The sequence below is a fragment of the Streptomyces sp. 11-1-2 genome, assembly GCF_003595545.1.
GTDB lineage: Bacteria > Actinomycetota > Actinomycetes > Streptomycetales > Streptomycetaceae > Streptomyces > Streptomyces hygroscopicus_B.
On record NZ_CP022545.1, the window covers coordinates 11,311,647 to 11,336,418 of the forward strand.

A 24,772-nucleotide genomic window follows, 5' to 3' on the forward strand; every position below is an offset into this window, starting at 1 on the left:
CCAGGGACGCGGAGTCGCCTCGATCTGGCGGCTCCGCACAACCTGCCTGTCAGCTCTGCTCGTCGTCCAGCGCCAACGGGTCGGTGCCCTGCCGTGCGGCTCGCAACAACCGCCGCAGACCATGAGGGGCCACAGTGCGCGGGTTGTTCGGCGGGACCACCTCCGGTGCAGCGGGTGCGTTGAACGCCAGCACGTTCGGCAGCACGACCGCACGTGTCTGAGCGTGCGGCAACTCGTACCCGGGACTGACACCCAGCCGCGCGCTGGGCCCTCGATGATGCCGAACGGCAGGGCGATACAGCCCGTGACCAGCAGTGCCGAGCCCGGAGCGTCGAGTCCGGTCGGAGCCCGGCCGGTCTTCGGGGCGAGGTAGGCCGCGCAAGCCAGCAGCACGACAGCGATCGGTACGGAGATCCAGGAGAGCGCGCCAGGGCAGATACCGCAGGATCAGCGCCCCGCCCCCGCGTTTCCCAGGACGCCGCCCACCGGCTGCCAGGCCCACCTGGAGGTGCGCCGCATGCCGGCGACATGATGCAGCTCCACCAGCACCTCGTCCCCAGGGCCCGCCGCGACTGGCAGCTCCGCGGCGTCGGCGCCCTGCGTGCTGGATGACCATCGCGGCCGGACCGGGCACCCGGCCGATGGGCCGGCAGCCGAAGTCTGCCGTGTGTCAGGCGGACTTGAGCAGCTCGGGCAGCTGGGTCGTGTCGATCAGATGGGCCCGGGACGGGAACACCTCGTTGACCAGCACTCGGTTGACTTCGGGGTCAGGGTCGGCGACGCCGTCGGTCAGGACGAAGACGCGGTAGTCGCGGTCGGCGGCGTCGATGAGCGTGGACAGGACGACACCACCGGTGCTGATGCCGGAGAGGATCAGGGTGTCGATGCCGCGGTTGTGCAACTGCTCGTGGAGATCGGTGGTGGAGACCGAGCCGAAGCGGATCTTCCGGACGACGATGTCGCCGTCCTCGGGGGCGATCCGTCCATCGATCTGCGTGGCGTCCTCCTCGTGGTGCATCATCCTCGCCGCGGCGACCGCGCTGAAGGTCTTGTTGGTCGCCGGCACCTTCGCCCAGTCGTCCTCGGTGAAGGCGACGCGGACGTAGCCGATGGTGCCACCGGCAGCACGGACGTCGGCCATCGCGCCCTTGACCCGCTCGATGAGCGCGTCGGGTTCGGGAGCGATCGCGACGATCCCGTTCTGGAAGTCCATCGCCAGCAGGGCGGTCCGCCTGGGGTCGATCTGAGGGAGGGCGGGGGTGGTCATGCGTGGTTCTCCTTATGGGAAGTCATTTCTGCGTTCGCACTGCTTGTAGCTGTGTCGGTGCGGTTTGAGGCGCTGGTCTCGCGGGCCGTCTTGCGGGACATCAGCCGACGGTCGAAGACGGTCAGGAGCAGGACGACGACGCCCGCCGCGACCAGGACGAAGCCGAGGGTGTGCAGGCCGTGGTCGCTCGCGCCGTCGCGGAAGACGATGCCGCCGATCACGGAGGACGTGATGGTGCCGAGGTATCCGAAGGTCCGGAACAGTCCGGAGGCGGTGCCGATCTGGTCGGGGGGCGCCGCCATGTAGAGCGCGGTCTGGTTGCCGACTGTGGCGGCGGCCGACGTGACACCGAAGATCAGGGAGACGAGGACGATCGCGCTCGCCGGACTGTGCGAGGTGAGCAGCATGATGCCGCCCGAGCCCAGCACCATGGTGAAGGCGGCCGCGATCAGCGGTCCGCGCACCAGGTTGCGGCTGGCGAGCGGGCGTGAGAGCAGCGCGGAGACGGCGCCCATCGGGAGCAGCAACAGGCCGGATGCCACGGTGGACAGGCCGTGCGCCGCCTCCATCCACTGGGTCATGCCGTACATCACCGTGTAGACGCCGAGCAGGGTGAGGGCTTGGCGCAGGTAGGTGCGGGAGAGGGCGCCGTTGGCGGCGAGGCCGCGGAAGTCGAAGAACGGCGCGGTTTTGCGCAGCTCCCACCCGACTGTGGGTGCGGCGGCCACGACGAAGACGGCCAGAGCCGCCCACCGCAGGCGGGGCAGGTCCGTCAGGAAGAGGACCAGCGCCGTCATCGAGGCGGCGAAACCGAGGATGCCGGGCAGGTCGATCCGGTCGGCGATCTTGCGGAAGCCGCTGTCCCCGCGGCCGAGCGGAGGATCCTCGGGCAGCCAGCGCAGTGCCATGGCCAGTGCGATCGCGGTGATCGGGATGTTGATGAAGAAGGCCCAGCGCCAGCCCGCGGCGCCCACGAGGAGACCGCCGATCGGTGGGCCGACGGCCGCGGTGACCATGCCCGCGATGGCGAGGCCACCGAGCACCCCGCCCGGCGGTGCGTCCAGGCCGGCCTCCTCGGCGCGGCGCCGGATCATCACCATGGCGCAGGGAAAGGCCGCCGAGGTACCGATGCCGATCAGGACCCGGGCGACGGTCAGCATTGCCAGGTTCTGGCCGAGGCCACCGACCACACCGCCGAGCAGCACGAGCAGGATGCCGGACAGGAAAACCCGGCGCGGGCCGACCACCTCGGCCAGCTTGCCCGCGGTGGGCTGGGCGACGGCGCTGGCCAAGTACAACGAGGAGACGAGGACGGCAGTGGTGCCCACCGAGACGTTCAGGTCGGCGGCGATGGGCACCAGGCCGGTGGCGATGATGGAGCTGTTGATCGGGTTGAGGGCGGAGCCCACGTAGAGCGGTGTGGTGAAGGGCCACGAGAACGAGTCGCTCTTCAGGCCGCCCGCCGAGGCATCGCGGCCTACGACCGTTCTCATATGCCACCGCCACTCAGGTCGACTTCGGCGAGCCGCTCCAGCAGTTCGATGGCCTTCTCGACGTCCTGGCGTTCGTCCGGAGCGACCGCTTCGTCGATGGCGCGTGTCAGGAATGAGGCGCGGCCATTCAGGAGCCGGTCCACCAGCTCTATCGCGGACGGATCGGCGCTCATCAGCTTCTTGCGGCCGTCCTGCGGGTCGGGCTCACCATGGACGAGCCCGGCGGCCTTGAGTACCGCCAGGCTCTGCGCGATGGACTGCGCGCTGACATGTTCCAGTGCGGCGAGCCGGGCCGCGGTGACGGGGCCCTCCCGCACGACACTCGCCAGTACGCCGAGCTGCGTGGCGGTCAGACCGGTCTCGTTCTGCCCCGACTCCGCGCGCAGGCGTGCGCGCAGCCGTTTCATCGCGTCCTGGAGACGCTGCGCGGTCGCGGCAGACACGGCGGTTGGCTGCTGCGGCCGGGGGTTCGTGTTCATACCTCCACCGTAAGTTCCTCAAGTAACTTTGCCAAGTTACTTGAGGAAATATGTGCGGCGACGGGCCGGGCGCCGATGCTTCGTGGGCCCCTTTTCGCCATCGGACAGCACGCGCAGATGCCTCGATCCGCCGTAGCCATGGGCTCATCGGGTCACGTGGAACTCTCCTGACGGCCCCGGAGGTCGAGGTTTCCGTACTGTCCGCCGCGTACCCGCTCCGGGGCGAACATGTCTGCGAGTGCGGCGACGTCGTCCACGCTGAGCGGCACCGCGGTCGCCTCGGCGTTCTCACGGACGTACTTCACCCGCTTCGTGCCGGGAATGGGGACTATGTCGTGTGGTTGAGCGAGGAGCCACGCGAGCGCGACCTGTCCCGGTGTGTGACCACGCGCCGTGCTGAACTCGCGGAGCTCGTCGACCAGACGCGCGTTGTCGGCGTAGTTGTCACTCTGGAACTTCGGCAGGGTGGCGCGGAAGTCGCCGGTGCCGAAGGACGTGCTGGAGGTCAAGGTGCCGGTCAGCGCGGCCCGGCCGAGCGGGCTGTAAGGGACGACCGTGATGCCGAGTTCACGGCACGTCGGCAGGACATCGTCTTCGAGAGTGCGTTCCCAAAGGGAGTACTCGCTCTGGAGCGCGGAGATGGGGGCGACGGCGCTTGCCCGGTGCAGGGTGTCGCTGTCGACCGCGTTGAGTCCGATCGCGCGGATCTTCCCCGCTGTGACCAGCTCCGCCATCGCGCCGACGGTCTCCTCGACCGGAACCGAAGGGTCGAGGCGGTGGATGTAGTAGAGATCGATGTAGTCGGTGCCCAGTCGTGCGAGGCTCGCCTCACATGCCTGTGCCACGTACTCGGGACGGCCATCCATGACCACACCGCCTGCGTCGCCGGGGCGCGATCCGAACTTCGTGGCGAGGACAACTTCGTTGCGTCGGCCGCGTACGGCGCGGCCGAGCACTGCCTCGTTGTGGCCGAACCCGTTCGAGGTCTGCCCGATGACGGCGTCGGCGGCGCCATAGATGTCGCTGGTGTCGAAGAAGTCGATACCCACATCGATCGCCGTGTGGATGGTGGCGATCGACTCGGCAGGGTCGGCCGGGCCGTAGAACTGGGACATGCCCATGCAGCCGAGGCCGATCGGCCGGACGTGGATGCCACTGTGGCCCAGGGGGACCCGTGCTGTGGTCATGCTGCACTCCATGCGGTTGTTGGATGGTCCGTGAGGTGGAGGGCGGCAATGGCGAGCCCTCCGCCGGCGTCCTGGATGCCAGGAACCCGGGCCAGGGATCGGGCGGTCTCAGTGGACGAACAAGCGGTGGCCGCCGTCCAGCCGCGGCGTCGGTCCAAGGGGACCGTCGTGCCGCCGCCTTCCCGCGGTGTGACCGTTGCTGACAAGTGCGGATGGTCGGTCCGGGCGGACCACTCCGGCCGGAGTCAGCCGCCCCGCCGTCACCCTGTCGACGGGTGCCTGGCCGCTACAGCGGCACTAGCGGATGAATGCCTCGGACACGGCCCACAGGCGTGCCGCGTTGTCCTGGTCGAGGGCGTACGGGGCGACGCCGGCGACGGCACCGGTTCGCTCGGAGACCGGCTTGGCCTCCGCGCAGTCCTCGAAGTAGCGGCCGGTGACGCCTGCCACCGTCGGCGAGGCGGCCATCAGTACCGAGGTCGCGGCGCCCTGCTCCACCGCCTTCTCCGGCGGGAGTGCGAGTTCGCCGGTGGCGATGACGGCGGCCACCTGCTGGGGGTCCATGTTCCGGCCCAGCGACGTCGCGCCGATGTTGCCCGGCATCACGGCATTGGCGGTGATCCCGTCGTCGGCCCATCGCTTGGCGGCACCGGCGGCGAACAGTGCGGTGGCGCTCTTCGACTGCCCGTAGGAGGTCCACGGGTCGTAGGGGCGGAATCGGTAGTCGAGGTCGTCGAAGACGACAGGCGAGAAGAGGTGGCCGATGGAGCTCACCGAGACGATCCGGGCGCCGTCGGCCGCGGCGAGCGCCGGGTGGAGGCCGGTGGCGAGGGCGAAGTGGCCCAGGTGGTTGACGGCGAACTGCCACTCCCGGCCGTCAGGCGTGCGGGTGAGGTCCGGCGGGGACATCACTCCCGCGTTGTTGACCAGGATGTCCAGCGGACCGTCCCAGGCTGCCACGAATGCCGCGACCGTCGACCGGTCGGCCAGGTCGAGCCGCCCCACGGTCAACTGTCCTGAACTGGAAGGCAGTTCTCCTTCCAGACGTGCCGCCACGCGGGAACCCGCGTCGGTGTCCCGAACGGCCAAGGTGACGTCGGCGCCCGCTGCGGCGAGGGCCCGGGTCGTTTCCACCCCGATTCCGGAACTGGCTCCGGTCACCACGGCCCGGCGGCCGTGCAGGTCGACGCCGTCGAGCACCTCGGCGGCGGTGGTGGTCGCTCCGAACGTGCGGGGTGTCTGCGGTGGGGACATGAGGCGTGTCTCCTGACATGGGGGAACCGAGGACCGGTCGGCTTCACTGTAACCACAAAAGTTAGACTCGTCCAAAAATGCATTCGTCCAGGAATCGGCACGTACGATGGCTCGATGGGAAGGACGATGAATCTGCGGGAGCGCAAGAAGCTGGCGACCTGGCGCGCCATCCGGTCCGCCGCGCTGCGGCTCTTCGACGAGCAGGGGTACGAGGCCACGACCGTCGAGCAGATCGCGGCCGCGGCGAATGTCTCGCGCGCCACCTTCTTCAACTACTTCGCCAGCAAGGACGCGGCAGTCCTCGACCAGGACCCGGAGGAGCGGCGCAACTGGCAGGCCCTGATAAAGGACCGTCCCGCGGGCGAGCCGCTCTGGGACTCCCTCACCGCGATCATGACAGGGTTCTGCGAGAGCCTGCGGGACCGCATCCCTCTGCAGCGCCGCCTCAAGGCGCAGTCGCCCGCCTTCGCCCAGTCGGCGCAGAGCTTTGGCGAGCAGTTCTTCACCGACCTGGGGCACTGGGTGGCATCCCGCACCACCGACTCCGACGAGCTGACCCCGACGCTGCAGCTGAACCTGGCGATAGTCGCCACCACTACCGCCTACCAGACCTGGCCCGCTGACGAATCCTTCGACGAATTCCTGCAACGACTCGAACGCTGCCTGCGCCAGGCGGGTCCGGGCACGCCCGCCGACTGACCCGTCCGTGAATTCCCGGCTCTTCCCTATGCGTCGAGTTGGGTGATCTGCTGCGAGTGCAGGATGCGAGGTCCGGCACCGTCCAGCCGCGCAACAGCGATCATCGCGCGCCCGAGATGCTCGGTACTGGTCACGTACCGGGGGGCGAGGCGGCGCAGAAGTGGATAGAGCCAGGACGTGAGCCGGTAGAGGAGCCGGTACCAGTTCGTTCCGGAAGTCTCGCCGTGTATGGGCTGGATCCATCCGGGACGGAAGGCGTAGGTATGCATGTCCATGGCCAGCAGGGCATTCTCCGTGCGGCCCTTCACCCGGGCCCAGGAGATGCGCCCTTGCTCCGTGCTGTCGGTGCCTTCTCCTGACACGTATACGAATGTCAGCCGAGGATTGCCGGCGGCCACGACCCGTGCGGCTTCCATCGTGTAGGTGTAAGTGACCTTCTCGTACTCCGCGTTGCTGCGCCCCACCGACGACACGCCAAGGCAGTAGAAACACGCGTCAGCATCTGCGAGATCCGCTGCGATCGGGTTCAGGTCCTCGAAGTCCGTGTGGAGAACTTCGCGAAGCTTGGGAGCACTGCGGCCGAGTGGCCGTCGCACGATGGCGATCACTTCCGTCACCCCCGGGTCCTCCAGGCACGCGCGGAGCACTCCTTGGCCCACCATGCCCGATGCTCCGAAGAGAACTACTTTCATTACGGCTCCTTGGGATTCTGTCCCAGGCGGGATTTGCTGCAGGCGCTGCAGCCAACCCCGACCGGCACGTCAGGATGGGAAGACCTGCGGTTCGGTCGGGTGGAGGGACCATCCAGGCGCAGCCCTGAGGTGGTTCCGGCGAGGAAGGCGATCTATCCGTAGATGTTCGTGGTGGTGGAGGGTTTCCCCCAGGCGCAGGTGTCTCAGGAGCGGAGCATCGCGGTGCCCAGGTCCCAGAGCCGCTTGGCGTTGTCCGTGTCGAGTGCGTAGGGGCGCACGCCGCTGTCGGCGTAGGGGTTGGGGTCGGTGTTGAGCTCGGCCTCGTTGCAGTCCTCGAAGTAGCGGCCGGTGACGCCTTCGAGTAGGGGGGATGCGGCCACCAGCACCGAGGTTGCGGCACCTTCCTCGACGGTCTTCCAGGTGAAGTTGGCGAAGGCTTCCTCGACCTCCGGTGTCGCGTTGCCCTCCTGGTGGCGCTGGAGTCCGGTGCGTATGCCGCCGGGCATGACCGCGTTGGCGGTGATGCCGTCGTCGGCCCACCGCTTGGCCGCCCCGACAGCCAGCAGCACATTGCCGGTCTTGGACTGGCCGTAGGCCGCCCACTCCTCATAGGGGCGGCGCTCGAAGTGGATGTCGTCGAAGACGACCGGGGAGAACAGGTGGCCGCTGGAGCTGAGCGAGATGATGCGCGCGCCACCGGCGGCCGCGAGCGCGTCGTGGAGGCCGAGGGTCAGGTTGAAGTGGCCGAGGTAGTTGGTGGCGAACTGCAGTTCCCAGCCCTCGGTAGTGCGGTGCGGCTCGGGCAGCGCCATGATCCCGGCATTGTTCACCAGGATGTGCAGCGGGCCCCGCCAGGCGTCGGTGAAGGACGCGACCGAGGCTCGGTCGGTCAGCTCCAGTGGTGCGGCAGTCACCTTGGAGTTGCCGGTCTTGGCCGCGATCTCCTGGGCGACACGGTTGCCCGCCTCGACGTTGCGGACGGCGAGGGTGACATCGGCACCGGCACTGGCCAGGGCGCGTGTCGTCTCTATGCCGATGCCGGACGCGGCGCCTGTGACGATCGCGCGCTTGCCGGTCAGGTCGACCCCCTCGATGACCTCGTTCGCCGTCGTGTGAAAGCCGTAGGGCGTAGTGAAGCGCTCGCGCGAGCTCATGTGTGGGCTCCGTTCATGTCGGCGCTCCCCGTCGATTCCTGGCCGCTCGCGCGGCGGGGGAGCCATCGTTATCCGGAATCCGTTCCGGTAATGGAAGGCTAACCGGAACAGATTCCGGTTGCAAGGAGGCGGGTTGGTCACTCTCTGTGTGTGGGGGGCCTCCCTGTGGTGATGACGATTTCGAGAGAGGGGGAGTGGTCTGAGCTGGGTGGTCTGCTCCACGTCGCGGCGGGCGTTGCTCGAAGGTGCCCGACTCGCCACTGAGTGGTCGCGGGGGCCTGTATGTATGATGTAAGTGGAATGTATTCCGTTTCGTAGGGGTGGTCGTGACCGAGGCGACGCAGCGCAGACCGCGTGCGGACGGGCAGCGCAATCGCGCGCGCCTCCTCGAGGTCGCGCTGCGTTTGTTCATAGAGAGGGGCCCGGACGTCCCCTTCACTGAGATCGCCAAAGAAGCCGGTGTCGGTGTCGGCACCGTCTACCGCCACTTTCCGACGCGCGAAGACCTCATCGAGGCGGCATACCGTTCGGAGCTTGACGCCGTGTGCGCTGCGGCCGGGGAGTTGCTCGACCAGGTGCCGCCTCGCGACGCTCTGCGCATCTGGATGGACCGCTTCGTCGACTACTGGGCCACCAAGATCGGTCTGACGGAGGCCATCCGGGCCGTCGTAGCCGCGGGCGGAAATCCGTTCGCGCAAAGCCGCGAGCGACTCGATGAAGCCGTCGGCGCACTGCTGTCGGCAACCGCGGCGACAGGGTTCACGCGATCCGAGGTCGAGCCGGACGATGTGGTGGTGTCACTCAGTGGCATCGCCATGGTCGCAGGCGTACTCGAGGATCGCGATCAGCTCGGCCGGGTGCTCGACCTCTTGTATGAGGGGCTGCGTACCAGGTCATGAGCGGCTACGCGGACGGCCGTTCACGGGTGATTCGTTGGCGGCGGGCCCGGCGAGGTCAGAATGTCCCGATGCAGGCTTTCAAGATCACCACGACCGATGAGGTGCTGGCCGACCTGCGCGAGCGGCTCTCGCGTACTCGATTCCGGAACGACCTGCCGGGCGAGGACTGGGATGGGGGACGCCACAGCCCTGGCTACGGCGCCTCGTCGAGCACTGGCTGTACCGCTACGACTGGCGCCGTACCGAAGCCGAGTTGAACGCTCATCCCCAGGTCATCGGTGACTTCGCCGGGCTGCGCGTGCACGCTTTCGTGGTGCGTTCGCGGCACGAGGACGCCACGCCGCTGCTGCTGTGCCATGGCTGGCCCGGCTCGGTGGTGGAGTTCCTGGACTGCCTGCCCGCGCTGGTCGACCCGACGAGCCATGGCGGACGGGCCGAGGCCGCCTTTCACGTTGTGTTGCCCTCGATGCCCGGATTCGGCCTGTCGGGACCGACTGCCGCCCCCGGCGTCGATGTGGCCGCCATCGCCGACGCGTTCGCCGCCCTCCCGCTGGGGCAGGCGTTCGCCGAGTACGGGCGGATCGCCAGGACCGGGCACCCGCTGCGCGTGCTCGACCCGGTCGGCGATACCTGCCGGTGGCAGACGAACCGGCAGCTCACCGTGTAGGAGTCCGGCCACAAGCCGGCCCGGGACGGGTGCCACGGCAAGCGCGGCACCATTCATCAGGCATACCGGGGCGGCATGGAGGACCAGCTCGGCGCGCTCGGTCTGGTCCTCAATGCCATCGTGCTCTGGACGACACGCTACGCCGACGCCCCCGTCGCCCGGCTGCGCGCCGAGGGCCATGAGATCGCGGTCGAGGACATCGCCCGGCTCTCTCCACTCAAGCACGAGAACGTGAATCTGCTCGGCCGCTACGGCTTCACCGCCTCCACGCCGGCCGCCGGTGTACTGCGCCCGCTGCGCGACCCGGACGTGCCGGAACTGGACGAGGACGACGACGTGGCGCACTGACCCGGGTGGACTGCCGCACAGCCGGCCCGGGGCAGTGCCCGCCGGACGGGAGGACCGATCAGGTGAGGAACTCGGTCACCGTCTTGGTGAACCAGTCGGCGTCTTCCTCGGCGACGAAATGCCCGGTAGGGGCGACTGCGCCCCGCGCGTTGTCGGCGTGGGGAGCCAGGGCCTGGGCGGTGGAGGTGCCGGAGTGGGTGGTGCCGATGGCCAGGACGGGCATGGGCAGCTTCTTCTCGGCGAGCAGCGCGCGGTTCTCGCGTCCGTCCTCCGGGAGGGTGCGGTAGTGCTCGAAGCCGCCACGCAGCCGCTCCCGGCCGGTGTACTCGTGTGCGTAGGCGGCGAGGTCGGCTTCGCTGAAGGTGCCGGGGTTGGACATGGCGGTGAACGTGGCGGTGACGAATTCCAGTTCGTGGCCGTCGAAGAGCATCTCCGGCACGTGCGGGGTCATGAAGAACCCGAAGTGCCACCTGCCGCCCTCGGCGACGTTCATGGCCTCTTCCAGGCCGAGGCCGGGCAGGAGGGAGTCGACGAGGACCAGGTGGGAGATGTCGTCGGGATGGGCGGCGGCCCATGCGAGGGCGACCATGGAGCCGATGTCGTGGCCGGCCACTGCCACCGGCCCGGTCAGCTTCAGCGCGTGGAGCAGGCCGCGTATGTCGTGGGTCTGGTTGGTCTTGGCGTAGCCGCCTTCGGGTCGGTCGCTGGCGCCGGTGCCGCGCAGGTCGGGGACGACGAGGGTGTGGTTCTGGGCGAGGGCGGGCATGACCCGGGCCCAGGCGCGGGAGGTCTGCGGCCAGCCGTGGAGCAGGACCAGGACCGGTCCGCTGCCGCCGACGGCGACCGAGAGATGAGTGTTGTTGGTGGCGATCCGCTGGACGCGGAAGCCGTCGGGAAGCCAGTCGGCAGTGCTCACGAGGAGGCCCTTCCATCAAGGGTGAAAGTGTCAAAAGGTGTACTGGGGGAGCCGTATCGAGGCGGCTTCGGGAGCAGAGGACTTCGCCACCGCCGCTGTTCCGCGGCGGTGGGGAGGCCGTGGTCAGGCGCTGGGCGTGGCGAGGCGGCGCAGACGGTCTTCGCCGATCATGGTGAGCATGTCGGTGTGCCGGGGCTGCCAGCAGAGTTCCCGCTGGGCGCTGACGGCGCGGATGCGGCTGGAGGCGGCCTGGATGAGGGCGCCGAACTCCCCCCACACCCCGGCGGCTTCCCCGGGGGTGACGCTGCGCGCCTCCACCTCGAGGTCGGCGGCGACGCGTTCGGCGATCCAGCGGTTGGGGGTCTCTCCCGAAGTCGTTTGCACTACGGTCGATTTGGCCGCAGTAGTGTGCGCGACGAGTAGGTTTCCGGACGGCAGATGGACCGGTGGCCGAACGAGGCGACCTGCCCGCTGCGGTCGGCTGGAGGCGCACCTGCGCTACCGGCCGCCCGGGCAACCGCACTTCGGCGGGATCACCGAGCGGCTGATCGGCACCCTGATGCGTGATGCGCACGAACTGCCGGGCACCACGTTCTCCAGCACCGTCGAGCGCGGCGCCTACGACACCGACGCCATGGCCGCACTGACGCTGCGAGACCCGCAGCAGGTTGAGATCGCCCACTGGGACTGGCACCACTCATTTCTGAACCTCACGGTCGACGGGGAGTAGCTATGGCGACGATCGGGTTGGCCGCAGTCATCGAGGAGCTGCGGCGAGAGCTCTACCAAGCCCAGGTCCGGGGGCAAGCAGCAGTTCGACTCTGAGATTGAGGAAGCCGAGCTGGAGTTGTTGCTGGAACTGCGCAATTTTGAAGGGGGTGCTCAGGAGTTCTCGGGTGCTCGCGAGATATCCACAGGCGCCGGAAATCCCCTGGGGTGTTGTCAGTGCCTGCCTCTAGCGTCGCCCCATGAGCTATCGCGACGTCGCCTCGAGGCAGGTCCTGATCTGGTCCTGCACCACCGTCGGCGCCCGCCTGCCGGTGGCCATGGCCCCGTTGGCCCTGGTCTTCCTGGTGCGCGAACGCCCCGGCGGCTACTCCCTGGGCGCGATCCTCGCGGCGGCCTACGTCATCGGCGAGATCATCGGCGCCCCCGTCCTCGGAATGCGCCTGCGCCCCGACCACGCCCGCGCTCACCTGGCCGTCGGGCTCGCGGTCGGAGCCGCCGCCTTCGCCGGCATCGGGGTGTTCCCCGACGCGTATCCGGCGGTCCTCACCGGGTTTGCGTGTCTCGCCGGTGCCGCCCCGGCCGCTGCCACCGGTGGCCTGCGCACGCTGCTCACCGTGCTCGTCCCGGAGCGTGCGACAGCGCAGGCGCTGTCCGTCGAGTCGATACTGACAGCCGGCATCTGGGCCGTCTCCCCTGCCGCGGTTGCCGGTCTGGCTCTCGGTGTCGCACCGCCCGTCCCGCTGTTCCTGGGCGCCGCCCTGATGGCGTCGTCGGTCGCGGGCCTGTGGCTGCTTCCGGCCAACTGGGGCGCGGACGACACGGGCGGCGAGGACCGGACGGGCGCGTCGCAGCTGCGACTCCTGACCGGCGCCTGGCCGGTGTACGTCATGGGCGCGGCCAGTCTGGCCCTGCTCGGTCTGGCCGAACTCGTGCTGCCGGCGCTGCTCGAACAGCGCGGCGTCGGCGTCGGCTGGTCCGGTCCGCTGCTGACCGGGATGGCGGTGGGCGGGGGGCTCGGCGCCTTCGTCCACGGTCTCCGGTCCTGGCCCGGACGGCTGCGTACCCGCAGCGTGGTGCTGATGGCCGGGACATCGGCCTGTGTGGCCCTCGCGGCGCTGACGCCTCACCCGGCCGGGATCACCGCCGCGCTGTTCGTGGGGGGCACGCTCCAGTCGTGCGCGATGCTCACCCGCAACCTGTCCCTGCGCGAGGCACTTCCGCCGGGCGCTCTGGCCGCGGGTTACTCGGTGATGTACGCGGCGGCGGGTGCGGGTTACGCGGCGACAGGGTCGCTCGCCGGTGCCCTCCTCAAGGTGGTGGCACCGTCCACGGCCATCCTGGCCGGAGTCGGCCTCACCCTGGTGCTGACGGGGGTCGGCTGGTGGGGCGAGGTACGCCGGGCCGGCCGTTCGGCGCCGGGAGCCGACACTGCCGTAACTCTCGGCTCCGCCGCTTCCCGTCCCGCCGCTTCCGATCCCGTCGACCCCGGCCCGGAAGGTCCGGCGAGCACCACCAACCAGGCCCCTGACAGGGCTCTTTGAAATTGGTTCTGACCGCGATTCCGTGAAGAGGGCGATCATCGCGATGTGAGGATGCGTGTTCGCAGGAGGGTGAAGGACGGGCTCTGGCCGCAGTTCCGTGAAAGCGCAGGTCAGCGACGGAAATGTAACATCCTTCGCCTGGGTTTCCGCTTCGTGGCGATCAGCCGGGGACGGATGGACAGCGGTCGGCTGTCCTGTGATGATCGATGGCGCGGCCGGTTCATGCCTGGAACTCGGTGAGATCGATGGTGTGAACGCGCAGCGGATAGGCATACACCGGGTGCGCCGTCTCTCGCTCGGGCACCATGCCGAGCTTTCGGATGACGTTCTCGGAGGCGTCGTCACCCACCCGGTTGATGCTGATGACGCGGTCGAGGCCGCGGTCCTGGAGCGCGAACTCCAGCGTGGCGTGGGCGGCTTCGGACGCGTATCCCTGGCCCCAGAACTGTGAGCCGAGCCGCCAGCTGATTGCCACGCCGGGCAGTACCTCCGGCAGGAACTCGGGCACGGACAGACCCGTGAAGCCTGCCAGTTCACCCGAGGCAAGAAGCTCGACGGCGAAGAGTCCGAAGCCCTCCTCGTCCCACTCCTCCTCCCACCGCTCGATGGCCTCTGCCGTGTGGTCCAGGTCGAGCACCGAGCCGTCGTCAATCCAGCGCATGACCCGTGGGTCCGCGTTGATGTCCGCCATCGGCGCGAGGTCGTCGTCATGCCAGGGACGGAGGAGGAGGCGGGGTGTGCGGATCTCGGTCATGGCGCCCATCCTGCCGAAGGTAACGGCCTCATCGGTAATCCGGCGCTCGCCCGTGCTGCCGCTCCGCGACGCAAGGCAGCAAGCCGCCTGCACCGCACACCGTGACGGGTGAAACACCGGGCCGACGGCCGGGCAGATGAGGTGCCAATTCGGCAGCGCGGTCGATGGGTGAGACCGATTCGGTGGCAGCCTGCCTCCGGTGCCCACATGCCGAGGCGGCTCCGTCACCGCGTACGGGCACGTCCCAGATGACCGCGACGGCCGTGGATTGGCCGGACGGCGAGGGCGGGGAACAGGTGCCGGATCTCGTTCCAGGTCAGCGGGGTCAGGCCGTCGGGACCAGGCCGGTGGGCGTGTTCCTCGGGGCGGACAACGGCCAGGAAGGCGTGGGCGAGCATGGCGAGGGTGACCCCAACGGCTCCAGGAGGGAGAGCGGGGGACCGGGTGTTCATCGAGCCCGGCCAGGCCCCTCCGGGTCTGGAAGGATTCCATGACACCCCAGTCGTAGAAGCGATTGCCCTTCGCGCCGCATCCGGCGGGCAGCTTCCGGCAGGCCCGCTTCGGGAGCTTCTTGTAGCGGGTGAGCCGTCAGGCGGATCGGGGCCGGTCGTCCATGGCCTGGTGGTCGCGCACCGCCTCTTCCAGCGCCCGTATCCCGAGGTCGATCAGTGGGTTCCGCCGGCTGCCCCGGCGTACGCAGGTGAGGATCCGCCGCATCGGCATGTTCTCGCTCGACACTGGTACCCGCACCACCGCCTGGCCCGCCGGGCCCTCGGCCGGCCGCGGGACCAGCGAGACGCCCAGCCCGTTCCCGACCAGCGACCAGACCGCCGGCCATTGGGTGGCCGCGTGCGCGATCCGCGGCGAGAACCCGGCCGCCGCGCACAGCACCCGCACCCGCTGGGCGTGGTCGCAGGTGCCCGGGTCGGCGACGATCCAGTCCTCGGCCGCCGCGTCCTCCAGCCGCACCGATACCGCCCGCGGCAGCGGGTGGTCGGCTGGCACCAGCAAAATGTGCGGCTCCTCCAGCAGGGGGCTCTGCTCGAACCGCGCGTCATCCGGCGGCGGCCCGCCCTCGGTGGGCTCCATGACCGCGAGCTCCACCTTGCCCGCCACCAGCAAGTCCATGCTCTCCACGGTGTCGCACTCGCGCACCTGCACCAGGAGGTCGGGATGGCTGCGCCGCAGCCGCCCGGCCGCGGGGGCGATCAGGCCGCTGATCGCGGTGGTGAAGCCCGCGATGCGCAGCGGTCCGGTCATGCCCGCGCGGTAGGACTCCAGCTCCGCCTGCGCCTCCTCCCACCGGGCCAGCAGCGCGTCGGCGTGGTCGACGAGCAGGCACCCGGCCGGGGTCAGCCGGATGCCGCGGCCCTGCGGCTCCAGGAGCGGGACCTTGAGTTCGCGCGCGAGCTCACGCATGTGGGCTCGGCGTCAGAACGAACGGCATGGCGCCGACGTCCGCAGCACCTTGGCAACCCGCGAGTTTCCCCCGTTTGACCGGTCCAGGAGTCAGCACACACCGATCTGTCCATGCCGGGGGCGATTCTGGCGCCGGCGGTTTCACCTGCCAGAGCCCACTCGGTACTCCTCACGGGCCGACTCCACGCCACCGAGGGGCTCGGCGACTACTGCGGCACCGCGCTGCCGCCGGTACTGCGCCGCCTGCCGGCCGTCGAGTCCGGCCGTTTCGACGAGACCTTCCGCGTCGGTGGAGAAGCCGACAGTCATCCGTAGCCATGAATATTGACATGTTCACGGATGGCCCTTATGGTCCAGGCCATTCTCGTCTGTATGTGGGAACGATGTTCTCATTCATGAACTGAGGAGTCGGTGGATGGCACGAACCAGAACCGCGTTACTCAGTGTTCTCGCCTTGCTGGCCGGCCTGCTGAGCCTCCAGCTCAGCGGACCGGCCCCACGGGCCGCGGCCGCGCCGGCCGCCTTCACCCACCCCGGGGTGCTGGTGAGCCGGACCCAACTCGACTACGCCCGCTCGAAGGTGCAGGCCGGTCAGCAGCCCTGGAAGGCCGCCTACGACAACATGATGGCCAGCTCCTACGCCTCGCTGTCGCGCACCCCCCAACCGCGCGCCGTCGTGGAGTGCGGCTCGTCGTCCAACCCCAACCATGGGTGCACCGAAGAGCGCCAGGACGCCATCGCGGCCTACACCGACGCGCTCGCCTGGTACTTCACCCGGGACAGCAGGTACGCCAAGAAGTCGATCGAGATCATGGACGCCTGGTCCTCCACGATCACTGATCACACCAACAGCAACGCCCCGCTGCAGTCCGGCTGGTCCGGTGCCACCTGGCCGCGCGCCGCCGAGATCATCAAGTACACCTACGACGGCGGCTGGTCGGGCGCCGGACGCTTCGCCACCATGCTGCGGGACGTATACCTCCCCGAGGTGATCAACGGCGCGGCGACCAAGAACGGCAACTGGGAACTGGTGATGACCGAGGCGGCCATCGGCATCTCGGTGTTCATCGAGGACCGCACGGCCTACGACAAGGCGGTCAGCACCTACCTCGACCGCGTCCCTGCGTACGTCTATCTGACCGCAGACGGCGACCTGCCCAAGCCGCCCGCGAACAGCAGCATCGACACCGAGGCCGAGATCATCAAGTACTGGCAGGGCCAGAGCACCTTCGCCGACGGCCTCGCCCAGGAGACCTGCCGCGACTTCGGGCACACCGGCTGGGGCATCGCCTCCATCGCGGACATCGCGGAGACCAGCCGTATCCAGGGCCAGGACCTCTACCCGAAGATCCAGGACCGGCTGCGCTACGCACTGGGTTTCCACACCGCCTATGAGAACGGCACCACCGTGCCCTCCTGGCTGTGCGACGGCTCCGTAAAGAAGGGCCTCGACCAGGTCACCGAGGTCGGCTTCAACGCCCTCCACAACCGCCTCGGCATCAGCATGTCCAACACCCAGAAGTACACCGAGGCCCACCGGCCGTCCGGCACGGACAACTACTTCAACGCCTGGACGACGCTCACCCACGCGGACAACCCGTCCTGACCGAGCGGTGCCGCGGGCCGGTCAGCCACCCGCGCGGCGGGTCAGCCACCCGCGCGGCGGGTCAGCCACCCGCGCGGCGGGTCAGCCACCCGCGCGGCGGGTCAGCCACCCGCGCGGGTGGTGCTGCGGCCCGCTTGGAAGCGCTCCAGCCCTGATCACCCTGCGCTCCGCGGTCGCTGGGCGCGCGACGCCACCGCGTACCTGGCCGGCCTCGGCCGTACACGGATCGCCGCCATCGGCGTGGACCAGCAGGCGTCGGCGACCAGTCGGCAGCGCCTGGAGGGCCTCCAACTCGCCCTGCACGAGGCCGGGGTGGCGTACAACCCCCGGCTCGCGCCCGCCATCAAGGAGTTCGACCGGTACAACGGCCTGCTGGCGATGCGCGCTCTCGCCGCCCTGTCGGCCGGCGGGCGGCCGGACGCGGTCTTCTGCTTCAGCGACCTGCTGGCGGTCGGGGCCAACGGGCCCTGTTCGAATCGGGGTTGGACATCCCGGACGACGTCGCCGTGGCAGCAGCCGCCGTAGTCGACCCAGCCGGGCACCCCCTCCGCGAAGGCTTCGGCGTAGGGCAGAACCCCGCTGTTGGCCACCGCCGCCGCGCCTGGGCGGAGAGGATCAGCCCGGGAGTGGAGTGTCGACCCCCGCCCATCGGCTCACCTCCGCTCGCGCGGAGAGGACGGTCGCCCGAGCAATCTGGAGGTCAAGTCAGCACGATCGGGTTGGTGAGAGCGGCCATATGGCCATGCGGGTGGCGTACCTCGATCCGGACGAACGCCGAGTCCTCCGAGGTCGTGTGCCACTCTGCGGTACCCACGCCGGAGTCCGGCAGCGATTCGCGGTGGACTTTGCCTTGGTCGGTGTGGAAGCTGACGGTCGCCGATGGGACACCGCGTATGTGCGCGCGCACCATGACGGGTTCCCCGTGGGTTGCCAGGCGTTCGCCGATCCCCGCATTGTGGTCGGCGGCGACGGCCGTGAGCGACAGATCGACGGCAGCCGACTCGGCAATCCAACTGCGGCCCGCACGGATTCCCGCGAGGACGGCCGGCGTGCTCAGAGCCTCGGCGAACACGACGGTGTGCGGGATGCCGATCTGCCCCTCGAGGTGGGTGTCGCTGTTGCCCATGGCCGGCTGCCAGCGCCCCGCGTGTATTCCCTCCGCCAGCCCTCGACCCCACTCGGCGAGGGCGGCCTCGTTGTCGGCGTTCCACGGCCGGTCCGACGTCCACAGCCCGTTCCATACTTCGACCACATCGAGGTCCCGGTAGGGGTACATGAAGGTGCCTGAGGCATAGGGCGCATGCGGGTGCGCGGCCACGCACAGTCCACCGGATTCGCGGACCTGGTCCAGGCATCGGCCGATGAGTTCGTCCCCCGCGCGATAGTCCCAGTCGACCACCTGGCCCGGGGCGATGCCGAGAGCGAGCCAGTGCCCGGTCTTGGTGGTCACCTCCTCACCCAGGAGGACCAAGAAGTCATCTGAGGCATGGCGCCCCCAAGCGCTATGCGCGTTCGCGGAGTTGTGCTCGGTGGTGGCGATGAAGTCGAGTCCCACTGTGCGAGCGTCGGCTGCCAGCTGCTCAGGAGTGAGCTCGCCGTCCGAGTACACGGAGTGGACGTGGCAGTCTCCGCGATACCAGCTGGCTCCTCGGCCACACGCTTGCCTGGGCGGGAATCCCGAGTGCGGCATCGCTTTCCTTGTCTACGACGGCCCAACCGTCAGACGAACGAGCGCAGTCGACAAAATGTTCCCAGCGCCGGCTTGGCGCGCATGCATCAATTCGTGTCCTTGCTGTACATGGTGACCCGGAAGCTTCTGACCGTTTCATCGGTGCTCCTCCGTCGCGGGACGGCGAAGGACGCGGAACTGTTGGTGCTGCGGCACGAGAACGCGGTCCTGCGCCGCCAGTTGGCCGGACCGGTCCGGGGCAGGACGGTCTTCAGCCCGGCGCGGGCGATGTTCTGCCCGAGGCACTGGTGGACGCCGTAGCCGAAGGCCAGGTGGCGGAGGATCTTCCGGTGCTGTGGATCCCGGCTCCGGCGCGGGACGCGGACGCTCGGGGCTGACCCGCTGGTGTGGTCCGCCGCCCGCTGAGGGGCGGCGGGCCATCCGCGCTACTTTTGGAGGGCGTGTGCGAGGGCTTCGTCGAGTAGTTCCCGCAGGGCCGAGGAGGTCGGTGCGATGGCGGTGGCGAGCAGTGCCGGGCCGCCGGCCAGCGGTGTGAGGACGGCGCACCCGTCCCGGGAGCCCTCGCGGAGGAGGACGGGGCTGCGGTGAATGCCCATTTCGGGGTCGACGAGCAGGAGTTGGCCGACGGCGCGGTGTCCGTGCAGGACGGCCGGGCCGTCCCAGCCGGGTTCTGGGTCCCCGTATGCCGTCTGCTGGTCGAGCAGTGGTCTTCCGGCACGGTGGACCAAGAGCCGGCTGATGAGGTGGCCCGGATGCTCGTTGGCCCGGCCCAGGAGCTGCTCCTCGCGCAGCAACAGCCTTGCGGTGGCGGCGAGTTCGACGGTGTAAGTCTGCCGGAGGTTGCTGCCGGCGGCGCTGATCAGCGGCTGGGGCAGCCAGCGCAGGCTCGTGTGTTCCCCGGCGGTGAGCCGTACGTCGTAGGTGGCCGGGGCGGTGGTGGGGCCGCGCAGGGCGAGTGTGGCGGCGGCCGTCGTGACCTCCAGTACGGCCCGGTCCCCGGCGGTGACGTCGATGGTGAGCCGGTCGCCGCCGAGTGGGGCGCTCATCGCACCGATGATCCCCACCTTGGCGGTGTTCCCGTCGGTGCGCATGCGTCGGAGGTGGAACGGGCCGTCACTGCGTAGCTGCGGAAGTGTGGTGACGCGTCCGTTGTACGTGGCGTGGATGCGGGCTGTGGCACGCACCCCGTCCGGGTGCCCGGCGGGCTCCTCGGCTCCGGAGGGTGCTCCGGTCAACGCTGCCCGGTCCGCGGCGAGTTGTGCGGCGAGGCTCATACGGCCGCCTTGGCGTGCCACTCGGCGAGGTGCGCGGTGACCCAGTCGGCGACCTTGCGGATGCCGTCGTCCGAGGTGAGGCTGGTGAAGATGACGGGAAGGTCGCCGCGTTGCCGTTTGGCGTCGGCGGCCATGGTGGCGAGGTCGGCGCCTACGTGCGGGGCGAGGTCGGTTTTGTTGACGACGAGGAGGTCGGCGGTGGTGATGCCGGGGCCGCCCTTGCGGGGGATGTCGTCGCCGCTGGAGACGTCGATGACGAAGATCTGCACGTCGACCAGGCCCTTGGAGAAGGTTGCGGTGAGGTTGTCGCCACCGGACTCGACGAGCACGAGGTCGAGGGGATGGAGGGTCGCCTCCAGGTGTTCGACGGCCTCGAGGTTGGCTGAGATGTCGTCGCGGATCGCGGTGTGCGGGCACGCGCCGGTCTCCACCGCGGTGATCCGTTCGGGCGGCAGCACGGCCTCGCGCAGCAGGTACTCGGCGTCCTCGCGGGTGTAGATGTCGTTGGTGACGACGGCGATGGACCAGCGGTCGCGCAGAGTGCGGCAGAGCGCGGCGACGCTGGCTGTCTTGCCGGAGCCGACGGGCCCGCCCAGACCGACACGGAGAGCTCGGCGGCTGCCGTCGGCGCGGAGCGGCTCGGCGCTGTGGGTGTGGCGCTGCGGCATGGTCACGGGGTGGTCGAGGTGCACGAAGAACTCCAGGTGGGAAGGGAAGGCTTCAGGAGGCGAAGAGCCGGACGGTCCAGGCGGCGTGCTGTTCACCGGTGATGTCCAGCAGCGGAGAGGACGCCGACGGGAGGGCGTCGATGCCCTCGGCCGTGACGCGGTCCGCGGCCTGGGCGGCCGCTGTGGCGACGGCGTCGGTATCGGAGCTGAGGCGGGCCAGCAGCCCCGAGGCGTCGAGCGGGTCGAGGCTCAGCAGACGCACTGCCGCGGTGGCCGGGCCGCTGGTGTTCTCGTACGCGGCGGCGTAGGCGGCGTCCAGCGGGGTGAGCCCGGCGGCCCGGGCGGCGAGGCCCAGCACGAGCGGCTGGTAGGCGCCCTGGGGACGTTCGGCGGCCAGCCGTTCCAGGTCCTCGGACGGGAAGGTGGCACGGGCCGCGCGCATCATCTGCCGGCCGAGCCGACGGGCGACGGCGCGCAGCGCGGGGACGGGGGTGCGTGCGTCAGCGGCGTCGTCCAGCAGCAGCGGGTCGACTCCGGCGGCGGCCGCGGCGGCCAGGCCGGCCATGGTCAGGCCGGTGGTGTGCAGACGGCCGCGGCAGAATGCCTCCAGACTGTCGGTGTCGTGTACGGCTCCGTGGGCGACAGCGGCTTCGACGCCCCCTGAGTGGGCGTGCCCTCCGGCGGGGAAGCGGCCGTCGGCCAGCAGGAGCAGGGCTGCACGGCTCATGGGTGAGCGGCTGCCTTTCGTAGGGTCGGAAGTTGTGCCGAGCGCGCGCGGGCATGGCCAGCCCGCCCGAGGGCCCGGCCGCGGTGCTGTTGCTCCGACGGCCGGGCAGGTGGCGGTTCAGAAGAGGAAGTACCGCTGTGCCAGGGGTACTTCGTTGACGTAGGAGCGCGGCACGGTCGCACCGTTGAGTTCGGTGCGGGCGTCGGTCGTGGTCGCACCGCCGATGGTGACCTCGAAGCTGTTGTGGTCGACTTCGAGGCTCGTCAGCGCACTGCCGTCGTTCAGTTTCATGTCGGCCTTCATGACCTGCCGGGTGCTTGTGATGTCCACGAACTCCTTGTCGAGACCGAGACCCGGAATACTGCTCGTACCGTCTCCGTTCAGTTTGCCGGCCACGCCCGGAGCCACGAAGTTCACCGAGTTGCGTCCCGGGGAGCGGCCGGTGGAGCCCCAGACCGGGCGCGGCAGGTAGGGCTGCGGCGTTGTGATCGACGCGTTGGCGTCGCCGACCTGCGCGTACGCGAGCTGGCCGCCCTTGAGGAGCATGTGCGGTTTGACGCCGAAGAACTTCGGCTCCCACAGCACCAGGTCGGCGAGCTTCCCGGTCTGCACGGAGCCGACGTGGCCGTCGATGCCGTGCGTGATCGCCGGGTTGATCGTGTACTTGGCGACGTACCGGCGCGCCCGGAAGTTGTCGTTCGGCCGCAGTTGCTGGTCGTTGAAGGAGTGGTTTGTGTCGTCGGTGATCGCGCGGACCTTCGCGGCTTCGAGGTCCTCCTTCAGCGCCCCGTAGCGGCACTTCATGACGTGTGCGGTCTGCCAGGTACGCATGATCATCTCGCCGATGCGGCCCATTGCCTGGGCGTCGGAGGACATCATGGAGATGGCGCCCATGTCGTGGAGGAGGTCCTCCGCGGCCATGGTGGACGGCCGGATCCGGGAGTCGGCGAAGGCCATATCTGCCGGAATCTGCGGGTTGAGGTGATGGCACACGATCATCATGTCGACGTGCTCCTTGACGGTGTTGACCGTCAGGGGACGCGTCGGGTTGGTCGAGGCCGGGAGGACATTCGGTTCCTTGACCAGCTCGATCATGTCCGGCGCGTGACCGCCGCCAGCACCCTCGACATGGAAGATGTGGATGGAGCGTGCCTTCCGCTTCGTGAACTTCCCCCCGGCGTCCCTGCCGTCGCCCGTGAAGGCTGCCCGTGTGCTCTCCAGGAACCCCGACTCGTTCAGCGAGTCGGCGTGCAGAGCAAGCTGGACACCGCGCTCTTCACAGATGTCCAGGGCCCGGTCGATCACCGCGGGCGTGGCGCCCCAGTCCTCGTGAATCTTGAAGCCACAGACACCGGCGTCAACCTGCGCGTTGAGCTCGTGCTCGTTCATCGTGCTGCCCTTGCCGAGCAGGCCGATGTTGACCGGGAACTCGTCCAGCGCCTCGAAGAGCCGCCTGATGTGCCATGCGCCCGGGGTCACGGTGGTGGCCGTACTGCCCTCGGCCGGTCCCGTGCCGCCGCCGATCAGGGTGGTCACACCCGAGGCCAGAGCCTCGTGGATCTCCCCGGGGCAGATGAAGTGCACATGGGTGTCCACGCCACCCGCGGTGAGGATCCGCCCGTTGCCGGAGATGACCTCGGTGCTCGGCCCGACCACGAAACTTACCGGCGTCACCGGAACCGGCACCGTATTGCCCGTGGTCGTACGGTTCGGCATCTCGAACCTGTTGCTCGGGATCGGGTCCATCGTCTCGGGGTTGTACGCCTTGCCGACGGCCGCGATCCTGCCGTCGCGGATGCCGATGTCGGCCTTGACCACGCCCCACCAGTCGAGGATCAGCGCGCCCGTGATGACGGTGTCCACGGGCCTGTGGTCCGTGGCGTCGCCTTCGCCGTTCCTCCCGTCCCTGGCGAGGTGCGACATTCCCATCGACTCGCGGATCACCTTGCCGCCGCCGAAGACCATCTCATTGCCGCTGTACGCAGGGCCGCCGCTCCAGTCGGCCTCGATCTCCAGCGTGAGGTCGGTGTCGGCGAGCCGGACCCGGTCCCGCGTGGTCGGCCCGTACAGTGCGGTGTAATCCGCCCGCGTCAGCTCATTGCTCGGCTTCGGCCGGCCCTTCACGGGCTTCGGCGCCTGACCCCGGCCTTGTCCCTGCGGGTTGTTCATCGGACGATTCCTTCGCGCAGTCCCCGGATCTTGGTCAGGTCGCTGGTGTTGCTGCCGCCGGCCGTGACATCACCCTGGATCTGCACCAGTTCCACACAGCACTCGTCGCCCGGTTCGAAGCGCACCGCCGTGCCCGCGGCGATGTTGAGCCGTCGGCCCTTCGCCGCATCGCAGTTCCAGAGACTGCGGTCATGGGGGACTGCCCGACCGGCAGGGACCTCGATACTGACGACCTTGAGCCCCGGGTTGACCTCGGCGAAGTGATAGTGGGAGGCAACCTGAATGGGACGGTCCGACTCGTTCTTCACCTTGATCTTCGTCTTGCCCGGCCCCGGCAAGGTGGTGGCGTCCCTCTGCAGGCTGACGCCCTGCGTGTCCCCGTCGAGGTGCACGTTGAAGTGGATCGCGTCGTACCGGGAGACTGTGTCGTCGTACTCGTCGCAGCTTACGGACGAGTTGCCGCTGTCGTCGCAGTCGACCGGGGAGTCTGGCTTGCGGGGCGGCCGGGGATGCTCGACCTTGCCCGGGTAGACCTCGTGCTCCTCTGGGGCCCCCGGAATGGGGTCGTCGATGGTGACCAGCTTGGTGCCGTCCGGGAAGGTGGCCTCCACCTGGACGTTCTTAATCATCTCCGGGACGCCGTCCATCACCTCATCACGGGTGAACAGCTGCCGACCCGAGTCCATGATGTCGCTGACCGTCTTGCCGTCACGCGCCGCCTCGAAGACGTGCACCGTCAGCAGGGCTATCACTTCTGGATAGTTGAGGCGCAGCCCACGGTCGCGGCGCCTGTGTGCAACGTCGGCCGCGACATGGATCAGCAGGCGCTCCTGCTCATGCGGAGTCAAATGCACGATAAGCCATTTCTCTTGGTCGGACAGTGCATGCGGCCAGGCATGCCGGAGATCACGAACACGTTCCCCCAGGACGGCAACCGGGCGCTCTTCGAGCATCAGCGGACAAGATCAGCGAGATGGCCAAACCACCGATAAACCACACCATCTGATGAATCCGCGATGCGGAATACGCAGTCGCCACCCCGCCGGGCAGGAGAACATCGGGACAGAAATCCCACTGGCCGTCGGTGAGTTGAACGGGCCCATCAGCTGCCAGCGCCGACTTGCGCGGCCGTTGGCGTGA

The 24,772-nt window shown here is 69.1% G+C and carries 26 protein-coding genes and 6 pseudogenes; 11 read left to right on the forward strand and 21 right to left on the reverse strand.

What is annotated here, in order from left to right:
- Window positions 1-49: 49 nt before the first annotated feature.
- From CGL27_RS48015 to CGL27_RS48040, 6 genes are all read right to left on the reverse strand, one after another.
- Window positions 50-205 (reverse strand): hypothetical protein, encoded by a 156-nt coding sequence (locus CGL27_RS48015; RefSeq protein WP_240451088.1) that lies wholly within the window; start codon window positions 203-205, stop codon window positions 50-52.
- Between the two features lie 465 nt (window positions 206-670).
- Window positions 671-1,267, reverse strand: a complete 597-nt coding sequence (locus CGL27_RS48020; RefSeq protein WP_078646461.1) for an isochorismatase family cysteine hydrolase — start codon at window positions 1,265-1,267, stop codon at window positions 671-673.
- Window positions 1,264-2,760 (reverse strand): MFS transporter, encoded by a 1,497-nt coding sequence (locus CGL27_RS48025; protein ID WP_119994010.1) that lies wholly within the window; start codon window positions 2,758-2,760, stop codon window positions 1,264-1,266. Before CGL27_RS48025 ends, CGL27_RS48020 begins: the two co-directional genes overlap by 4 nt.
- Entirely contained in the window at window positions 2,757-3,239 is a 483-nt protein-coding gene (locus CGL27_RS48030) for a MarR family transcriptional regulator (protein ID WP_119994011.1), read from the reverse strand. The genes CGL27_RS48025 and CGL27_RS48030 overlap by 4 nt, the downstream gene beginning before the upstream one ends.
- Before the next feature lie 152 nt (window positions 3,240-3,391).
- The gene (locus tag CGL27_RS48035) at window positions 3,392-4,426 is read right to left on the reverse strand and encodes an aldo/keto reductase (protein ID WP_240450895.1); all 1,035 of its coding nucleotides are present in this window, start codon (window positions 4,424-4,426) and stop codon (window positions 3,392-3,394) included.
- 297 nt (window positions 4,427-4,723) lie between these two features.
- The gene (locus CGL27_RS48040; RefSeq protein ID WP_119994013.1) at window positions 4,724-5,680 is read right to left on the reverse strand and encodes an SDR family NAD(P)-dependent oxidoreductase; all 957 of its coding nucleotides are present in this window, start codon (window positions 5,678-5,680) and stop codon (window positions 4,724-4,726) included.
- Between the two features lie 114 nt (window positions 5,681-5,794).
- On the opposite strand from CGL27_RS48040, the gene CGL27_RS48045 reads away from it, so the two are divergent.
- A complete protein-coding gene (locus CGL27_RS48045; RefSeq protein WP_237299555.1) occupies window positions 5,795-6,379 on the forward strand; it encodes a TetR/AcrR family transcriptional regulator in 585 nt (194 codons plus the stop codon).
- Window positions 6,380-6,405: 26 nt separating this feature from the next.
- Here CGL27_RS48045 and CGL27_RS48050 read toward each other — a convergent pair whose 3' ends face one another.
- Together CGL27_RS48050 and CGL27_RS48055 are read right to left on the reverse strand one after the other, a co-directional pair.
- Window positions 6,406-7,071 carry an NAD(P)H-binding protein gene (locus tag CGL27_RS48050; protein WP_119994014.1) on the reverse strand — a complete coding sequence of 222 codons (666 nt, stop codon included), beginning with the start codon at window positions 7,069-7,071 and terminating at the stop codon, window positions 6,406-6,408.
- Between the two features lie 203 nt (window positions 7,072-7,274).
- The gene (locus CGL27_RS48055) at window positions 7,275-8,225 is read right to left on the reverse strand and encodes an SDR family NAD(P)-dependent oxidoreductase (RefSeq protein ID WP_119994015.1); all 951 of its coding nucleotides are present in this window, start codon (window positions 8,223-8,225) and stop codon (window positions 7,275-7,277) included.
- A 326-nt stretch (window positions 8,226-8,551) separates the two neighbouring features.
- On the opposite strand from CGL27_RS48055, the gene CGL27_RS48060 reads away from it, so the two are divergent.
- The 4 genes and pseudogenes from CGL27_RS48060 to CGL27_RS51265 form a co-directional block, all read left to right on the forward strand.
- Window positions 8,552-9,124: a TetR/AcrR family transcriptional regulator gene (locus tag CGL27_RS48060; RefSeq protein ID WP_162953236.1), complete on the forward strand. Its 573-nt coding sequence runs from the start codon at window positions 8,552-8,554 to the stop codon at window positions 9,122-9,124.
- A gap of 68 nt (window positions 9,125-9,192) precedes the next feature.
- Window positions 9,193-9,381 carry a hypothetical protein gene (locus tag CGL27_RS52810; protein WP_240450896.1) on the forward strand — a complete coding sequence of 63 codons (189 nt, stop codon included), beginning with the start codon at window positions 9,193-9,195 and terminating at the stop codon, window positions 9,379-9,381.
- A pseudogene (locus CGL27_RS51260) lies at window positions 9,291-9,650 on the forward strand (epoxide hydrolase); the annotation flags it as partial. The gene CGL27_RS52810 and the pseudogene CGL27_RS51260, both read left to right, overlap by 91 nt.
- Before the next feature lie 21 nt (window positions 9,651-9,671).
- Window positions 9,672-10,139, forward strand: a pseudogene (locus CGL27_RS51265) (Tn3 family transposase); the annotation flags it as partial.
- A 58-nt stretch (window positions 10,140-10,197) separates the two neighbouring features.
- Here the strand turns inward: CGL27_RS51265 and CGL27_RS48075 are convergent.
- Both CGL27_RS48075 and CGL27_RS48080 read right to left on the reverse strand, forming a co-directional pair.
- Window positions 10,198-11,055 (reverse strand): alpha/beta hydrolase, encoded by an 858-nt coding sequence (locus CGL27_RS48075; protein ID WP_119994016.1) that lies wholly within the window; start codon window positions 11,053-11,055, stop codon window positions 10,198-10,200.
- A 123-nt stretch (window positions 11,056-11,178) separates the two neighbouring features.
- Window positions 11,179-11,439: a hypothetical protein gene (locus CGL27_RS48080; RefSeq protein WP_205587873.1), complete on the reverse strand. Its 261-nt coding sequence runs from the start codon at window positions 11,437-11,439 to the stop codon at window positions 11,179-11,181.
- Between the two features lie 109 nt (window positions 11,440-11,548).
- Between CGL27_RS48080 and CGL27_RS53720 the strand changes: the two are divergent.
- Window positions 11,549-11,722: pseudogene (locus CGL27_RS53720) on the forward strand (transposase); the annotation flags it as partial.
- Window positions 11,723-12,023: 301 nt separating this feature from the next.
- Window positions 12,024-13,325, forward strand: a complete 1,302-nt coding sequence (locus CGL27_RS48090; RefSeq protein WP_240450897.1) for an MFS transporter — start codon at window positions 12,024-12,026, stop codon at window positions 13,323-13,325.
- A 220-nt stretch (window positions 13,326-13,545) separates the two neighbouring features.
- Here CGL27_RS48090 and CGL27_RS48095 read toward each other — a convergent pair whose 3' ends face one another.
- The 3 genes from CGL27_RS48095 to CGL27_RS48105 all read right to left on the reverse strand — a co-directional run bounded on the left by CGL27_RS48095 (window position 13,546) and on the right by CGL27_RS48105 (window position 15,498).
- Window positions 13,546-14,079 (reverse strand): GNAT family N-acetyltransferase, encoded by a 534-nt coding sequence (locus CGL27_RS48095; protein ID WP_119994900.1) that lies wholly within the window; start codon window positions 14,077-14,079, stop codon window positions 13,546-13,548.
- A gap of 224 nt (window positions 14,080-14,303) precedes the next feature.
- A complete protein-coding gene (locus CGL27_RS48100) occupies window positions 14,304-14,531 on the reverse strand; it encodes a hypothetical protein (protein WP_205587874.1) in 228 nt (75 codons plus the stop codon).
- Between the two features lie 136 nt (window positions 14,532-14,667).
- Window positions 14,668-15,498 carry a LysR family transcriptional regulator gene (locus CGL27_RS48105; protein ID WP_240450898.1) on the reverse strand — a complete coding sequence of 277 codons (831 nt, stop codon included), beginning with the start codon at window positions 15,496-15,498 and terminating at the stop codon, window positions 14,668-14,670.
- Window positions 15,499-15,609: 111 nt separating this feature from the next.
- Here CGL27_RS48105 and CGL27_RS48110 point away from each other — a divergent pair, with 111 nt between their 5' ends.
- The 3 genes from CGL27_RS48110 to CGL27_RS48120 all read left to right on the forward strand — a co-directional run bounded on the left by CGL27_RS48110 (window position 15,610) and on the right by CGL27_RS48120 (window position 17,629).
- Window positions 15,610-15,813 carry a hypothetical protein gene (locus CGL27_RS48110; RefSeq protein WP_119994018.1) on the forward strand — a complete coding sequence of 68 codons (204 nt, stop codon included), beginning with the start codon at window positions 15,610-15,612 and terminating at the stop codon, window positions 15,811-15,813.
- Window positions 15,814-15,913: 100 nt separating this feature from the next.
- Window positions 15,914-17,104: an alginate lyase family protein gene (locus tag CGL27_RS48115; protein ID WP_119994019.1), complete on the forward strand. Its 1,191-nt coding sequence runs from the start codon at window positions 15,914-15,916 to the stop codon at window positions 17,102-17,104.
- Between the two features lie 120 nt (window positions 17,105-17,224).
- A complete protein-coding gene (locus tag CGL27_RS48120; RefSeq protein ID WP_240450899.1) occupies window positions 17,225-17,629 on the forward strand; it encodes a substrate-binding domain-containing protein in 405 nt (134 codons plus the stop codon).
- 175 nt (window positions 17,630-17,804) lie between these two features.
- Here the strand turns inward: CGL27_RS48120 and CGL27_RS48125 are convergent, their stop codons facing one another.
- Window positions 17,805-18,794 carry a CehA/McbA family metallohydrolase gene (locus CGL27_RS48125; RefSeq protein WP_119994020.1) on the reverse strand — a complete coding sequence of 330 codons (990 nt, stop codon included), beginning with the start codon at window positions 18,792-18,794 and terminating at the stop codon, window positions 17,805-17,807.
- Between the two features lie 81 nt (window positions 18,795-18,875).
- Here CGL27_RS48125 and CGL27_RS52815 point away from each other — a divergent pair.
- Window positions 18,876-19,031 (forward strand): annotated as a pseudogene (locus tag CGL27_RS52815) (integrase); the annotation flags it as partial.
- On the opposite strand, the pseudogene CGL27_RS52820 reads toward CGL27_RS52815, so the two are convergent.
- The 7 genes and pseudogenes from CGL27_RS52820 to CGL27_RS52830 all read right to left on the reverse strand — a co-directional run.
- Window positions 19,028-19,123: pseudogene (locus CGL27_RS52820) on the reverse strand (cytochrome P450); the annotation flags it as partial. The pseudogenes CGL27_RS52815 and CGL27_RS52820 sit on opposite strands and share 4 nt — an antisense overlap.
- 96 nt (window positions 19,124-19,219) lie before the next feature.
- The gene (locus CGL27_RS48135) at window positions 19,220-20,068 is read right to left on the reverse strand and encodes an urease accessory protein UreD (RefSeq protein WP_107439215.1); all 849 of its coding nucleotides are present in this window, start codon (window positions 20,066-20,068) and stop codon (window positions 19,220-19,222) included.
- Window positions 20,065-20,760, reverse strand: coding sequence for an urease accessory protein UreG (gene ureG, locus CGL27_RS48140; RefSeq protein WP_078646489.1), 696 nt, complete (start codon window positions 20,758-20,760; stop codon window positions 20,065-20,067). Before ureG ends, CGL27_RS48135 begins: the two co-directional genes overlap by 4 nt.
- Before the next feature lie 28 nt (window positions 20,761-20,788).
- Window positions 20,789-21,463: an urease accessory UreF family protein gene (locus CGL27_RS48145; protein ID WP_119994021.1), complete on the reverse strand. Its 675-nt coding sequence runs from the start codon at window positions 21,461-21,463 to the stop codon at window positions 20,789-20,791.
- A 117-nt stretch (window positions 21,464-21,580) separates the two neighbouring features.
- On the reverse strand, window positions 21,581-23,632 hold the full coding sequence (locus CGL27_RS48150) for an urease subunit alpha (protein WP_119994022.1): 2,052 nt from the start codon (window positions 23,630-23,632) through the stop codon (window positions 21,581-21,583).
- Window positions 23,629-24,024, reverse strand: a complete 396-nt coding sequence (locus CGL27_RS52825; RefSeq protein ID WP_240451073.1) for an urease subunit beta — start codon at window positions 24,022-24,024, stop codon at window positions 23,629-23,631. The genes CGL27_RS48150 and CGL27_RS52825 overlap by 4 nt, the downstream gene beginning before the upstream one ends.
- 165 nt (window positions 24,025-24,189) lie before the next feature.
- A pseudogene (locus CGL27_RS52830) lies at window positions 24,190-24,486 on the reverse strand (urease subunit gamma); the annotation flags it as partial.
- Window positions 24,487-24,772: the final 286 nt, after the last annotated feature.